Source organism: Aeromonas sp. OTU364, from assembly GCF_038440395.1.
Lineage (GTDB): Bacteria > Pseudomonadota > Gammaproteobacteria > Enterobacterales > Aeromonadaceae > Aeromonas.
Genome location: NZ_JASATR010000003.1, coordinates 27,519 through 42,441, shown reverse-complemented (window position 1 = coordinate 42,441; position 14,923 = coordinate 27,519). Strand labels below are relative to the sequence as shown.

The following is a 14,923-nucleotide window of genomic DNA, read 5'->3' as shown; positions in this document are numbered from 1 at the left end:
ACGACAGAATCGGCCCTGACCCACCACGGCGGCGCCATGGCACTGGCCAGGCGCACCTGGGGAAGGAAGCGCTATCTGATTGAATAAACAGTGGTTATCAGAAGAGAAGCCGCTGGTGCCCGCCCATTGACGGGCCTTGGACCTTAGCATAATTGACGTTGACGTAAACGTAGTGTGAGATGAGGGTATTCACAGCCAGCATCCACAGCAGACAAGCACCCCATGAAAGGAGTCACTATGTCCAACCTATCCTCGGCCGGGACGCGTTTTCGCACTGCCCTGGCCAACGAGAAGCCCCTGCAGATCGTCGGCACCATCAACGCCTACATGGCGCTGATGGCCGAACGCAGCGGCTTCAAGGCCCTCTACCTCTCCGGCGCCGGGGTGGCGAACGCCTCCTTCGGCCTGCCGGATCTCGGCATGACCTCCATGAATGACGTGCTGATCGACGCAGAGCGCATCACCGCCGCGACCCAGGTGCCGCTCCTGGTGGACATCGACACCGGCTGGGGCGGCGCCTTCAACATCGCCCGCACCATTCGCGCCTTCGAGCGAGGCGGGGTGGCTGCCGTCCATATGGAAGATCAAGTGGCCCAGAAACGCTGTGGCCACAGGCCGAACAAGGCCGTGGTCTCCATCGCCGAGATGGTGGACAGGATCAAGGCGGCGGTGGATGCCCGCCAGGACGAGAGCTTCGTCATCATGGCCCGCACCGACGCCCTGGCGGTGGAGGGGCTGGGCTCGGCCCTGGAGCGCGCCGCCGCCTATGTGGAGGCTGGCGCCGACATGATCTTCGCCGAGGCGGTCACCGAGCTGGAGCAGTACGATCGCTTCAAGCAGGCGGCCGGGGTGCCGATCCTCGCCAACATGACCGAATTCGGCAAGACCGAGCTGTTTGACAAGGAGGCCCTCGCTGCCCACGGCGTCGACATGGTGCTCTACCCCCTGAGCGCCGCCCGCGCCGCCAACCAGGCCGCCCTCAACGTCTATCAGCAGCTTCGCCGCGACGGCCACCAGCGCGCCGTGGTCGACACCATGCAGACCCGGGAGTCCCTCTACGACTTCCTCGGCTACCACCACTACGAGCAGACCCTGGACAGGCTGTTCACCAAGGACCTGTCTACCAAGGAATAACACGCCGACCGGCCGTCTCATGCTGGCGGCCGGCGCTTCAACGGACTGAATGAGGAAACATGTGATGAGCGCCCTGCCCGAAACCACCGGCTTCAAGCCGAAGAAATCCGTCGCCCTCTCCGGCACCGCCGCCGGCAACACCGCCCTGTGCACCGTGGGCCTCTCCGGCAACGATCTGCACTACCGTGGCTACGACATCCTGGACGTGGCCACCAGCTGCGAGTTTGAAGAGATTGCCCACCTGCTGGTGCACGGCCATCTGCCCAATGTGGCCGAGCTCACCGCCTACAAGGCCAAGCTCAAGGCCCTGCGCGGCCTGCCCACCGGGGTCAGGACAGCCCTGGAGCAGCTGCCCCCCTCCGCCCACCCCATGGACGTGATGCGCACCGCCGTCTCTGTGCTGGGGTGCCTGTCGCCTGAGAAGGACGATCACAACCACCCGGGTGCCCGGGACATCGCCGACAAGCTGATGGCCTGCTTAGGCTCAGTGCTGCTCTACTGGTACCACTTCAGCCACAACGGCAAGCGCATCCATGTGGAGACCGATGACGACTCCATCGGCGGCCACTTCCTGCACCTGCTGCACGGGGAGAAGCCCCGCGACTCCTGGGTGCGCGCCATGCACACCTCCCTCATCCTCTATGCCGAGCACGAGTTCAACGCCTCCACCTTCACCGGCCGCGTCATCGCCGGCACCGGCTCCGACATGTTCTCCTGCATCACAGGCGCCATCGGTGCCCTGCGCGGGCCCAAGCACGGCGGTGCCAACGAGGTGGCCTTCGAGATCCAGAAGCGTTACGACAATCCGGACGAGGCGGAGGCCGACATCCGTGCCCGCATCGAGAAGAAAGAGGTGGTCATCGGCTTCGGTCACCCTGTCTACACCGTCTCGGACCCCCGCAACAAGGTGATTAAAGAGGTGGCACGCTCACTGAGCGAGGAGCAGCACAACACCAAGATGTTCGACATCGCCGAGCGGCTGGAGTCCACCATGTGGGAGGCCAAGAAGATGTTCCCGAACCTCGACTGGTTCAGCGCCGTCAGCTACCACATGATGGGGGTGCCCACCGCCATGTTCACCCCGCTGTTCGTCATCGCCCGCACCTCCGGCTGGTCGGCCCATGTCATCGAGCAGCGCATCGACGGTAAGATCATCCGCCCGAGCGCCAACTACGTCGGCCCGGAGGATCTGACCTTCGTGCCGCTCAAGGAGCGCAAGTGATGGTCAACACTCAATATCGCAAGCCCCTGCCAGGCACACAGCTTGACTACTTCGACGCCCGGGAGGCGGTGAACGCCATCGCCCCCGGCGCCTGGGACAGGCTCTCCTACACCGCCCGCGTGCATGCCGAGAACCTGGTGCGCCGGTGCGATCCGGCCATCCTCGGCGAGTGCCTCGGCCAGATCGTCCACAACAAGCGCGATCGCGACTTCCCCTGGTTCCCGGCCCGGGTGGTGTGCCACGACATCCTGGGTCAGACCGCCCTGGTGGATCTCGCCGGCCTGCGCGATGCCATCGCCGATCAGGGGGGGGATCCCGCCCAGGTGAACCCCGTGGTGCCGGTGCAGCTTATCGTCGACCACTCCCTGGCCGTGGAGTGCGGCGGCTTCGACCCGGACGCCTTTGCCAAGAACCGCGCCATCGAGGATCGCCGCAACGAGGATCGCTTCCACTTCATCAACTGGACCAGGCAGGCGTTCAAGAACATAGAGGTGATCCCGCCGGGCAACGGCATCATGCACCAGATCAACCTGGAGAAGATGTCCCCCGTCATCCACGCCGATCGCGGCCTGGCCTACCCGGATACCTGCGTGGGCACCGACAGCCACACCCCCCACGTGGATGCCCTCGGCGTCATCGCCGTCGGGGTCGGTGGGTTAGAGGCCGAGAACGTGATGCTGGGGCGCGCCTCCTGGATGCGGCTGCCTTCGATCGTCGGCGTCGAGCTCTCCGGCAAGCCCCAGCCCGGCATCACGGCCACCGATCTGGTGCTGTCGCTCACCGAGTTCCTGCGCCAGCAGAAGGTGGTCGGCGCCTACCTGGAGTTTCGTGGCGAGGGCGCCGCCGCCCTCACCCTCGGCGATCGGGCCACCATCTCCAACATGGCGCCGGAGTATGGCGCCACCGCGGCCATGTTCTTCATCGACCAGCAGACCCTCGACTACCTGAAACTCACCGGCCGTGATGACGACCAGGTCAGGCTGGTGGAGACCTATGCCAAGGAGGCGGGTCTCTGGGCCGACGCCCTGGCAGGCGCCCAATACGAGCGGGTGCTGCACTTCGACTTGTCGACCGTGGTGCGCACCCTGGCGGGCCCCTCCAACCCCCATCGCCGCCTGCCGGTGGCCGAGCTCGCCACGCGGGGCATAGCCGTGGACCTGGACAAGGCCCGCACCCAGGAGGCGGACGGCCTGCTGCCGGATGGCGCCGTGATCATCGCCGCCATCACCAGCTGCACCAACACCAGCAACCCGCGCAACGTGATTGCGGCGGGCCTGCTGGCCCGCAACGCCAATCGGCTCGGGCTTGTCCGCAAGCCCTGGGTCAAGTCGTCCCTCGCCCCCGGCTCCAAGACAGTCGCCCTGTACCTGAAAGAGGCGGGGCTGGACAGCGAGCTGGAGCGGCTCGGATTCGGCGTGGTGGCCTTTGCCTGCACCACCTGCAACGGCATGTCCGGCGCGCTGGATCCCGCCATCCAGCAGGAGATCATCGACCGGGATCTCTACGCCACTGCGGTGCTCTCCGGCAACCGCAACTTCGACGGCCGCATCCACCCCTATGCCAAGCAGGCCTTCCTCGCCTCCCCGCCCCTGGTGGTGGCCTACGCCATCGCCGGCACCATCCGCTTCGACATCGAGAAAGACGTGCTGGGGGTGGTAAACGGCCGCGACATTCGCCTCAAGGATATCTGGCCGAGCGACGAGGAGATCGATGCCGTGGTCAAGGCCTCGGTGAAACCGGCCCAGTTCCGTCAGGTCTACATTCCCATGTTCACCATTGAAGAGGATCATGGCCCCAAGGTGGCGCCTCTGTACGACTGGCGTCCGCAGAGCACCTATATCCGTCGTCCCCCTTACTGGGAGGGGGCCCTGGCGGGCGAGCGCACCTTCAAGGGGATGCGGCCGCTGGCGCTGTTGCCGGACAACATCACCACAGACCACCTCTCCCCCTCCAACGCCATACTGCGCAGCAGCGCGGCCGGGGAATACCTGGCGAAGATGGGCCTGCCGGAGGAGGACTTCAACTCCTACGCCACCCATCGCGGCGATCACCTGACCGCCCAGCGCGCCACCTTCGCCAACCCCCAGCTGGTCAACGAGATGGCGGTGGTGAACGGCGCGGTGAAGAAGGGATCCCTCGCCCGGGTCGAGCCGGAAGGCCGGGTGATGCGGATGTGGGAAGCCATCGAGACCTATATGGCGCGCAAGCAGCCCCTCATCATAGTGGCGGGTGCCGACTACGGTCAGGGCTCGTCCCGTGACTGGGCGGCCAAGGGGGTGCGGCTCGCCGGGGTGGAGGTGATAGCGGCGGAAGGCTTCGAGCGCATTCACCGCACCAACCTCATCGGCATGGGGGTGCTGCCGCTGGAGTTCAAGCCGGGCACCAGCCGCCTCACCCTGGGGCTGGACGGCACCGAAACCTACGATGTGGTAGGGGAGCGCCAGCCGCGCGCCGATCTCACCCTCGTTGTGCGTCGCCAGAGCGGCGAGGTGGTCGAGGTGCCCATGACCTGCCGTCTCGACACCGCCGAGGAGGTCTCGGTCTTTGAGGCGGGCGGTGTGCTGCAACGCTTCGCCCAGGACTTCCTGGCGTCGACGGCGCAACAGGCGGCAAGCTAAGTCCCAACCCCTCCCCTTTGACAAGGGAGGGGTTGTTACTCCTCCCCCTTTTTCAAGGGGGAGGCCGGGAGGGGGTCTCGCGCCCACTCCCGCAAGCCATCAATCCAAATCAGGACGATTTCTATGGCCTACGAACCTCAAGTGAAAATCCCGGCCACCTATATGCGCGGCGGCACCAGCAAGGGGGTCTTCTTTCGCTTATCTGATCTGCCCGAACGCTGCCAACAACCCGGCCCTGCCCGGGATGCACTCTTCCTGCGCGTCATCGGCAGCCCCGACCCCTACTCGGCCCACATGGACGGCATGGGGGGCGCCACCTCCTCCACCGCCAAGTGCGTGATCCTCGCCAAGAGCCAGCAGCCCGATCACGATGTGGACTACCTCTACGGCCAGGTCGCCATCGACAAGGCCTTCGTGGACTGGAGCGGCAACTGCGGCAACCTCTCCACCGCCGCCGGCGCCTTCGCCATCCACGCCGGACTGGTGGACCCGTCCCGCATCCCGGACAACGGCACCTGCGTGGTGCGGATCTGGCAGGCCAATATCCGCAAGACCATCATGGCCCATGTACCGGTGCACAATGGCCAGGTGCAGGAGACCGGCGCGTTCGAGCTGGACGGGGTCAGCTTCCCCGCCGCCGAGATCGTGCTGGAATTTCTCGACCCCTCCGAGGATGGCGAGGAGGGCGGCGCCCTCTTCCCCACCGGCAACCGGGTGGACGAGCTGGAGGTGCCGGGCATCGGCACCTTGAAAGCCACCCTGATCAGCGCCGGTATCCCGACGGTGTTCGTCAACGCCGAAGAGATTGGCTATGAAGGCACTGAGCTACGCGAGCAGATCAACGGCGACCCCGAGGCCCTGGCCCGCTTCGAGGCGATCCGGGTTGCCGGGGCCCTGCGCATGGGGCTCATCAAGACGCCCGCCGAGGCGGCGACCCGCCAGCACACCCCGAAAGTCGCCTTCGTCGCGCCGGCGAAGGAGTACAGCACCGCCAGCGGCAAACGGGTGAAGGCCGATGAGGTCGATCTGCTGGTGCGGGCCCTCTCCATGGGCAAGCTGCACCACGCCATGATGGGCACCTGCGCCGTGGCCATCGGCACGGCGGCGGCCATTCCTGGCACGCTCGTCAACATTGCCGCTGGTGGCGGCGAGCGCGAGGCGGTGCGCTTCGGCCACCCCTCCGGCACCCTGCGGGTGGGGGCAGAGGCGCGACAGGTGGATGGCGAGTGGACGGTGACCAAGGCGGTGATGTCCCGCTCAGCCCGCATCCTGATGGAAGGCTGGGTGCGGGTGCCGGGGGATGCCTTCTAGCCCCTTCGTCACCGGCATGAAAGAGGCCCAAGCGATTGCCTGGGCCTCTTTGTGATGATGTTCACCTCAAGGAGTGCTCTCCCCCTGGTCGCTGGCGGGGCTGCTCCACCACTGATCCGCCTGTTGTTGCGGGCGCGCTACGCACTCCACAAGACGCGGTATGTTCTTCTTCCCATCGCCACCGATCAGCCGCTTCACCTGATCAGCCGGGCATTGGCCGTCATCCACATAGGCAACCTTCCCATAAGGGAGCTTGCCCGGCGCGGGATCCTGGCTCAGATAGGTGATGGGGGTAGGCGCGAAATGGGCGCACCCCGACACCAGGCTCAGCAATCCCCCTGACAACAGCACGCTCTTCCATCTGACAGCCATAGGTCACTCCCTGTCGTGATCTGCTTATGCACACGGGCACGCAGTTTCCGTGCACACTGGCAGTGTGCCAGCCATCCCCCAGGGCCGACAGCCACCCTAGGCGGTGCTGTGACGATTCCAGACGTGAGTATCCGCGCCCGGTTGGGTACCGACGGCCACCCGGGAGTGGCCGGGCCCTTGCCCCAGGGGGCGTCACTGCCCGCCTTCATCACTCCTATTGATTGCTTATCCCTTGCTCATTGCCCGTAATAGCGTTCCAGCAGCGCATCGACCTCGGGCACGGAGATCTGCATCTGGGGCCAGCGCTCGCCCTTCTCCCTGATAGCCTGCAGGCTCTCCCTTTGGGGGCGAAGCTGGCTGCCAAGCCGCCGGTTCAGGGCCTGGTAGCGGGCGATGACAGCCTGCCGGCTGAAGAGGCCCGGGGTCAGATCCAGCCGGTAACCCCGAAACAGCTGCTGCAACCCCTGATAGACCGCCAGGTGATAGACGGAGTGGTGATCTTCCTCCTCGAAGTAGCGGCTGGTGACGTGCAGGTTGTGGCCGGGGTGCGCCACCAGGCTGCGTGCAAACTGCCGCAACTGATCCCGATGAAACTCGGAGCGGCCAAACCCCGGTGTGAAGGGGTTGTTGGCCACGGCGACAAACAGCGAGGCGGGATGCTTGAGCGGACCAAGCAAGGCCCGCTCGATGCGCTGGTAGTTGGCCGGATAATCGAACCACAGGCTGGCATCGATGGCGATGTAGCCCTGGAACTGGCCGCTGTCTCTGGCCACCGCATCCAGGGTCAGCAGGCCCCCGAGGGAGTGGCCCACCAGCAGGGCCGGCGAGGCGGTGCGATAGCGGTGCTCGATGAGGGGGCGCAGCTCCCGGGTCAGGTATTCCATGAACGCCGGACCGCCGCCGGTCTTGGCATAACCGGCGCCGGCCGGCGCCCCATTGGGCAGCACCAGGGTGTGGCTCGGGGTGTAGTCGCGCATCCGGTCGGTGTTGTGCACCGCGACGATGATGAGAGGCGAGATCGCCGGATTGAGTCCGGCCCGCAGGGCCTGGGTGATGCCCGCGACCTCCAGCAAGAATTTCTCCCCATCGAGCAGATAGAGCACGGGAAAAGCCTGCTGCGGCTGTTGTTCATAGCCCTCTGGCAGATAGACGCTGTATTGCCGCGCCTCTCCCAGCAGGGTCGAGTGGTGGGTGAAGCGCTCGGCGTAATGGCGCATGTCGGCCTGGGCAGACGAGAGAGTGATCATGGTGAGCAGTATCGCGATGAGTCTTGTCATAGGGTGAATCGGACGAGTGGGTTCGGATAGAGGACAACAGGGCCACCGGGCCCTGTTGTCACCTGGGTTACAGCTTGTAGCTGAAGCCCGCCATCAGGTTGGCCGGTTCGCCATACATGTTGAAGGTGGTGGTGGAGCCGACGCGATAGAAGTACTCGCGATCCAGGATGTTGTAGAGGTTCAGGGTCGCCTGCATCCTGTCGTTGATCTCGTAGCGCACGGCCGCATCAAACAGGGCATAGCCCCCCTGATGGGTCGAGATCCCCTTCTGGTTGAAGGAGTAGTCGCTGACCGCCGTCATCCCGCCCCCCAGATGCAGCCCCTGTACCCAGTCCGCCAGGTGGTAGTCGGTCCAGAGGGAGAGGGTGTGGCGCGGAATAGCATCGAATTTCGGATTGTGATCGCCGGATTTCTCCTCGATGTCGGTGAAGGTATAGCCGGTCATGACCATCCAGTGCTGGCTCAGGTAGCCGGTCGCCTCCAGCTCCACCCCCTGGGTCTCCACCTTGCCGGTGGCCCAGTAGGTGTTGGTGATGGCGATGCCCTGATCGTCATAGGCCTGTGCCGCGATGTTGGCGTCCTTCATCAGGAAGGCGGTCGCCCGGGTATTGAGCAGGCCGTCCAGCAGGGAGGACTTGATGCCGGTTTCCCACTGGCTGCCCTCCCGCGGCGTGAGCATCTCCCCTTTTTCATCCTGACTGGTCTGCGGCTTGAACACCTTGGAGTAGCTGGCATAGAGCGCATGCTCCCCGGTCAGGTCATAGACGGCCCCGGCATAGGGGGTGAATTTCCCCTTGAAGTCACCGGACTGGCTGCTCTGCGCCCCCGAGCTCAGGGTGGTGTTGACGACCTCGGTGTCATACCAGGAGACCCGGGCCCCGGTGATCACCGCCAGCGGCTCCAGCAGCCGCCAGGTCACCTTGCCATAGAGGCCCAGCTCGGACTGCTCTTCGTGGTCGTTCTTGGTGTACTGGTAGTTCGGCTTGGCGACCCCGGTCGGATCGAAGTCGAACACGTTGATCTTGCCGATGTTGCGGTTGGTGTAGGTCTGGATGTCGGACTCGTAGCGCTTGTAGTCAGAGCCCAGCACGAACTCGCTCTTGTGCCCAAGCAGGCCGAACAGCTGGCTGTAGTTGGCATCGAACGCCATGTTTTTCTGCTGGTTCGCCTGGGCATTGAACATCAGCCCCGTGTTCCCTGCGGCATCCACTGGGCCATTGGTGTAGGTCTGCTCCAGGCGCATGTCGTGGTCCATGTAGCGGGCCGAGAACTGCGCCACGCCTCCGTTGGCGAAGGCATGCTGGAGGGCGGCCCCCACATCCGTGGTGCTTGCATCGAAGAAATCTTCATCCGAGCCCAGATAGGTGCTGCGGCCGATGTCGAGCATGGTGCCATCGCGGTAGGCCGGCAGGCCATTGGTGGGCAGTATGTCCTTGGTCTGGTGCAGGGCATAGACAGACAGCAGGGTACGATCCGACAGGTCGAACTCCAGGGTGCCGTAATAGGTGCCGTTGTCGTTGTTGTTGTAGTCGACCTGGTTCTTGATGTCGGCGTTGGCCACCACCAGGCGACCGAGCACCGAGCCCTCCTCGTTGAGTGCCCCGCCCAGATCCGCCTCCAGATAGTGCCTGTCCCAGCTGCCATAGCGCGCCGTGACCGAGCCCTTGAACTCATCGGTCGGGCGCTTGAGCACCATGTTGATGACGCCCCCCAGCTCGCTGGTGCTGTTGAACAGGCCGGAGGGGCCGCGCATGATCTCTACCCTGTCCACGGCAGCCAGAGACGGCAGGGTGCCGAACTTGCTCTGCATCGGCGATGGCAGGCCGTTGAGGTTCACCTCATCGTATTCGTAGCCGCGGGAGAAGATGGAGGAGCGGCCGCTGTCGTTGACCATGGTGCGCAGACCCGGCGTGTACTTGGCCAAGTCGTCCACCGCGACGAAGTTGCGCTCCTCTATGTAGTCGTTGGTCAGCACAGTGATCGACTGGGGAATGTCTTTCAGGGCCGCCGGGGTCTTGGTCCCGACGGTGGCCGAGTCGACGCCGTAGCCCCCCGTCTCCTCCGACGGCGCCATCCCGTAGAGCGGGTTGCCATAGACAACCAGGGTTTCATCCGGCTCGATGTTCGCCGTTTGTGCCCGGACCGGGGAAACGACAGTGACAGCCAGGGCGGCAGAGACGGCCAGAGCCAGCGGGCTCGGCGCTTTATCCTTGAAGACAACCATAGAAAGAGTGACCCCCAAACAGAGATGATAATCATTTTCATTTGATTTTGCGGGGGCTAATATAGCATTCGAGTATCCGCAGTAGTTTTGCGGGTTGGTCATTTAATACTTCGAAATGGTCAAAGTGAGCATGACTGACACTGTGGTAAGAGATACCCGCGTTCGCAAACGGGGTTTGTTCACAGGAAGGGTAGAGAACCTGATGATTCAGGACGGCATCCTCTTTCACAACAAGGACATAGTCCACAAGGCCGACTTTGCCACCGAGCGGGAGCTGCCGCCGCAGCTCATCATCGCCATCCCCCTCGAGAGCAAGGCGCTGATGACCTATGGGGCCACCCATCAGCTGCGGGGCTGCCGTTTTCACACGTCCGATCCCATCGTCGCCACCGCCATCTTCTATGCCAGACCCGACATGGTGCAGGGCGCCGCCAAGGCCCAGGTGCGCAGTCGCAGCATAGTCCTGTCGCTCAGTCCCGCCTGGCTTGAGCGCAAGATGACGGGCCCCCATCGCGAGCGGTTCGAGCGGGTATTCAGCCATCACCTGAGCCGCGTCGACTGGTCGCTGCCCCCGCATCTGGGGCAGATTGCGGAGGCGCTGAACCTCACCAGCAGCCAGAATGCCCCCGAGATGCTGATGCGGGAGGCCTTCGCCCTCACCCTGTGGGAGAGCCTGATGAGCAACCTCCAGCAGATCTCCCAGGTGTGTGGCCAGCGGCACAGCGAGCAACCGACTCGCCTGAAGATGTTGCTTCGGGATGAAAAGGTGGACCACATGACCCTGGCCGACATCGCCGATACCCTGGGCATGAGCCTCTCCACCTTGCAGCGCACGGCCAGGAAAGAGCTGGGCATGAGCCTGCAGCGCTATCTGCGCGAGCGAACCTTGCAGCAGGCGAAGGCGAAGCTCGAAGAGCGCAGCCTCTCCCTGCAGGAAGCCGCCGAGCACGCGGGTTACAGCCATGTCGCGAACTTCATCACGGCGTTTCGCAAGCTGTTTGGCTATTCGCCCAGACAGACCAACCGGCACGTGCAGGCGCACACTCAGTAGGCGCGACGGCCAGCCTGCACATGCAGATGCCCGCCCTGTCGCTCGCGCTGCTTCATCCTCTTGTTCATGCGCAATACATCTTTGCTCTGGAATAGTAGAGGCCGACACAGTGGGGGGCGCTTGAAATCAGCGCTCGTCATCCACACATTCAGTGCATACAATGCGTTAACGAGGCGCAATTGGTCGCCTCACCCCGGAAATCAAGAGGACATCAAGATGGATACCCGTTCTATCTACACTGGCACCCAGGGTGCCGTGCGCGACACCAACAAGGTGCTGCGCAATACCTATATGCTGCTCTCCCTTACTCTTGGCTTCTCTGCCGTGGTTGCCGGGGTTGCCACCGTCATGAACATGCCGCCCCTGCACTGGGCCATCTTCCTGGTCGGTGTCTACGGTCTGATGTTCCTGACCGAGAAGAACCGTGATAACGGCATGGGGCTGGTGTTCACCTTCGCCCTGACCGGCCTGATGGGCTACAGCCTGGGCCCCATCATCAACATGTACATGAACAATGGCGGCGGCGAGATAGTGATGACGGCCCTTGGCGGCACCGCCCTCACCTTCTTCGGTCTGTCGGCCTATGCCCTGACCACCAAGCGTGATCTCTCCTTCATCGGCGGCATGCTGTTCGTCGGTTTCTGGGTGCTGCTGGTGGCTATGGTCGCCAACATCTTCCTGCAGATGAGCGCCCTGAGCCTGGCCCTGTCCGCCATGTTCATGCTGTTCTCCTCCGGCGCCATCCTGCTGACCACCCAGCAGATAGTGCGCGGCGGCGAGACCAACTACATCTCCGCCACCGTGACCTTGTATGTCTCCATCTACAACATCTTCCTGAGTCTGCTGAGCCTGCTTGGCGGCAACCGCAACTGATGAAAAACCCCGCTTCGGCGGGGTTTTTATTGGCACCTGTTTCTGTCAGGATAAGTTGCAAATCAAGGATATGAAGCAAAGTGGCCCTGATCCAAATCAGGGCCACTTCGTTGCCGACGAGTTATGCTGTCGCTTTCGTTTCGCTCAAGGGTTGCGTCTATCCCATGCCCATGGATTTCTCAGGTTTATTGCGCCGTCTGCTGACCGACAGCCATATCTACTTCGCCCTCAAGGTGCTGCTGGCCATCCTGGGGCTGCTCGCCTTCGCCCTGGCCACAGGCGACATCCAGCTCACGGTGCTGCTCTCCCTCGGAGTGGTGGCGGGGGCCATCGCCGAGACCGATGACAGCCTCTGGGGCCGGGTCAAGAACCTCGCCATGACGCTGGTCTGCTTCCTGTTTGCCTCCCTGTGCGTGCAGTACCTCTTCCCCACCCCCTGGCTGTTTGCCATCGGGCTCGCGGGATCCACCTTCCTCTTCGTGATGGTGGGGGCGCTCGGGCAGCGTTACGCCACCATCAGCTTCGGCTCCCTGCTCATCGCCATCTACACCATGCTGGGGGCCGCCAAGGCGCCGGATCTCTTCTACCAGCCGCTGGCCCTCGGTGCCGGCGCCCTCTGGTACGGCCTGGTGTCGCTGGTCTGGCTCTGGCTGCTGCCCTACAAGACACTGCACGAGCAGCTCGCCCAGAGCTATTTCGCCCTCGGCCGCTACCTGCTGGAAAAATCCCGCTTCTTCCCGGCTGACGAGCACGGCGCCCAGGCCATTCGCCACAACCTGGCCCAGCTCAACATCAACCTGGTCAATGCCCTGAACCTGACCAAGACGGCGCTCAACGCCCGCCTCAGCACCCGCCATCAGGCGGCGCCCGAGCTCGCGAGCCTGCTGCGGCTCTACCTGCTGGCACTGGAGATCCAGGAGCGGGCCACCTCCAGCCACTACCCCTACAGCAAACTGGAAGCGGAGCTCAAGCAAGGCATAGTCCTCGACGGCTTCCAGGAGGTGTTCCTGCAGCTCTCGGAGGCGTGCCAGCGACTCGGTTACGCCATCCTGGTACACAAGCCCTATGCCCATCACAAGCGCATCCACTGGACCCTGGAGGCCCTCGGCGACCAGCTGGAGTTCACCCATCTCAAGCAGCACTATCCCAAGACCCTGCTGACGCCGATGAAGTTCCTGCGCCGCAACCTCTCCAGCATCAACGAGCTGCTGGCCAGCGCCGAGGAGCTGCAAAACCCCGCCGCCCCTCCCGCCAGCCTGCCGCCCCTGGCGAGGCCTGCCCCCTTGCCGCTGCTGGCCCTGCTCAAGCAGCACCTGACCCCGAACTCCATGGTGTTTCGCCACGCCCTGCGACTGTCGCTGGGGCTGGTGGTGGGTTACGGCATACTGCAGGCGTTCAGTCTGGACAAGGGCTACTGGATACTGCTGACGGTGCTGTTCGTCTGCCAGCCGAGCTACAGCGCCACCCGGCGCCGTCTGGTGCAGCGGATGCTCGGCACCTTCGCCGGCATCCTGATAGGCGTGCCCGTGCTCTGGCTTTTCCCCGAGCTGCACCTGCAACTGGGGATCATGGGGCTGGCCGCCTTCCTGTTCTTCACCCAGGTGCGCAGCAACTACAGCGCCGCCGTCTGCTTCATCACCCTCTACGTGCTGATGGCGTTCAACCTGCTGGACGGCATCGGCTTCGCCATCCTGGGGCCGCGCCTGCTCGATACCCTGCTCGGCTGCCTGCTCTCCTACGCCCTGGTGGCCTGGCTCTGGCCGGACTGGCAATACAAGCGGCTGCCGACCCTGATTGCCAACTCCCTCTCCGCCAACGCCCGCTATCTGTCGGCGGTGCTCGCCAGCCTGCACCGCCAGCGCGACGAGTCCCTCGACTACCGGGTGGCCCGCAAGTGTGCCCACCTCGCCGACAGCGAGCTGGCCATGGCCTGGCAGAGCATGCTGGTGGAGCCGAGCAAGCGCCGCCGCTTCCTCGATCTCTGCTTCACCCTCACCTGGCGCAACCACGCCCTGCTCTCCTACATCTCGGCCCTCGGGGCCCATCGGGACAGGCTGGAGCCCATCGAGGGCCTTGACGAGATCAGCCGCCACATCAGCCATACCCTGGAGCGGGCCGCCGGCCACCTGGCGGGGGAGATGCCGGCCCGGCTCGAGGGTTCATGCCCGGCCATCACCCCGGACAGCAGCGAGGAGCAGCTGATGCTGACCCAGCAGCTCACCCTCATCAGCCAGCTGGCGGATGAACTGCTGATGCTGGCCAACGACGGCCAGCTGCTCACCCGACAAGGCAACGCCTGACGAGCGAAGAAAGGCACCAATCCAGCGAGTGCTCACCGGGCGCGGCGACGACCCTGCCCGGTGAATGGTGCCCCCTGGCGCGTCTGCGCCGGTTGCTCGCCGAAGATCAAGGCGCTACCATGCCCGCCCAATCCCGACAGCCCGAGGAGCCTCCATGTCCGAGCACCCGTCCGAACACCATCAGCTGCATTTCAACGGCCAACTCATCGAGACCGATGCCAAGGGCTATCTGCGCCACAGCGAAGAGTGGAGCGAGGCACTGGCGCTGGTATTGGCCGAGCAGGAGGGCATAGTGCTGGAGGAGCCGCATTGGGAAGTGGTGCGCTTCGTGCGGGCGTTTTATCTGGAGTTCAACACCTCCCCCGCCATCCGTGCCCTGGTCAAGGCGATGGAGAAGCAGTACGGCCCGGAGAAGGGCAACAGCCGCTACCTCTACAAGCTGTTCCCCGAGGGGCCCGCCAAGCAGGCCACCAAGATCGCCGGCCTGCCCAAGCCGGTGAAGTGCATCTAAAAACCAGCCCGGCCTACCCCTGAGAGACCA

The 14,923-nt window shown here is 64.2% G+C and carries 11 protein-coding genes; 8 read left to right on the top strand and 3 right to left on the bottom strand.

The window, feature by feature from the left end; all coding sequences use genetic code 11:
• Positions 1–237: 237 nt before the first annotated feature.
• The 4 genes from prpB to prpF all read left to right on the top strand — a co-directional run bounded on the left by prpB (position 238) and on the right by prpF (position 6,285).
• Positions 238–1,134, top strand: a complete 897-nt coding sequence (gene prpB / locus AAHB08_RS04645) for a methylisocitrate lyase (RefSeq protein WP_265436790.1) — start codon at positions 238–240, stop codon at positions 1,132–1,134.
• Positions 1,135–1,198: 64 nt separating this feature from the next.
• Entirely contained in the window at positions 1,199–2,356 is a 1,158-nt protein-coding gene (gene prpC / locus AAHB08_RS04640) for a bifunctional 2-methylcitrate synthase/citrate synthase (RefSeq protein WP_265436791.1), read from the top strand.
• Positions 2,356–4,974, top strand: a complete 2,619-nt coding sequence (gene acnD / locus AAHB08_RS04635) for a Fe/S-dependent 2-methylisocitrate dehydratase AcnD (protein ID WP_342058257.1) — start codon at positions 2,356–2,358, stop codon at positions 4,972–4,974. The genes prpC and acnD overlap by 1 nt, the downstream gene beginning before the upstream one ends.
• A 123-nt stretch (positions 4,975–5,097) precedes the next feature.
• The gene (gene prpF, locus AAHB08_RS04630; protein ID WP_342058256.1) at positions 5,098–6,285 is read left to right on the top strand and encodes a 2-methylaconitate cis-trans isomerase PrpF; all 1,188 of its coding nucleotides are present in this window, start codon (positions 5,098–5,100) and stop codon (positions 6,283–6,285) included.
• A 66-nt stretch (positions 6,286–6,351) separates the two neighbouring features.
• On the opposite strand, the gene AAHB08_RS04625 is transcribed toward prpF, so the two are convergent.
• The 3 genes from AAHB08_RS04625 to AAHB08_RS04615 form a co-directional block, all read right to left on the bottom strand.
• Positions 6,352–6,657 (bottom strand): DUF6719 family protein, encoded by a 306-nt coding sequence (locus AAHB08_RS04625; RefSeq protein ID WP_342058255.1) that lies wholly within the window; start codon positions 6,655–6,657, stop codon positions 6,352–6,354.
• Positions 6,658–6,893: 236 nt separating this feature from the next.
• Entirely contained in the window at positions 6,894–7,934 is a 1,041-nt protein-coding gene (locus AAHB08_RS04620) for an alpha/beta hydrolase (protein ID WP_342058254.1), read from the bottom strand.
• Positions 7,935–8,001: 67 nt separating this feature from the next.
• Positions 8,002–10,158, bottom strand: coding sequence for a TonB-dependent siderophore receptor (locus tag AAHB08_RS04615; protein ID WP_247626467.1), 2,157 nt, complete (start codon positions 10,156–10,158; stop codon positions 8,002–8,004).
• 202 nt (positions 10,159–10,360) lie between these two features.
• Here AAHB08_RS04615 and AAHB08_RS04610 point away from each other — a divergent pair, with 202 nt between their 5' ends.
• From AAHB08_RS04610 to AAHB08_RS04595, 4 genes are all read left to right on the top strand, one after another.
• A complete protein-coding gene (locus AAHB08_RS04610) occupies positions 10,361–11,209 on the top strand; it encodes a helix-turn-helix transcriptional regulator (RefSeq protein ID WP_342058253.1) in 849 nt (282 codons plus the stop codon).
• A gap of 216 nt (positions 11,210–11,425) precedes the next feature.
• Positions 11,426–12,082, top strand: coding sequence for a Bax inhibitor-1/YccA family protein (locus AAHB08_RS04605; RefSeq protein WP_111874565.1), 657 nt, complete (start codon positions 11,426–11,428; stop codon positions 12,080–12,082).
• Positions 12,083–12,246: 164 nt separating this feature from the next.
• Entirely contained in the window at positions 12,247–14,382 is a 2,136-nt protein-coding gene (gene yccS, locus AAHB08_RS04600) for a YccS family putative transporter (RefSeq protein ID WP_342058252.1), read from the top strand.
• Positions 14,383–14,536: 154 nt separating this feature from the next.
• Complete coding sequence (locus AAHB08_RS04595) at positions 14,537–14,893, top strand: TusE/DsrC/DsvC family sulfur relay protein (RefSeq protein WP_043132186.1); 357 nt, start codon at positions 14,537–14,539, stop codon at positions 14,891–14,893.
• The last annotated feature ends 30 nt before the right edge of the window (positions 14,894–14,923 follow it).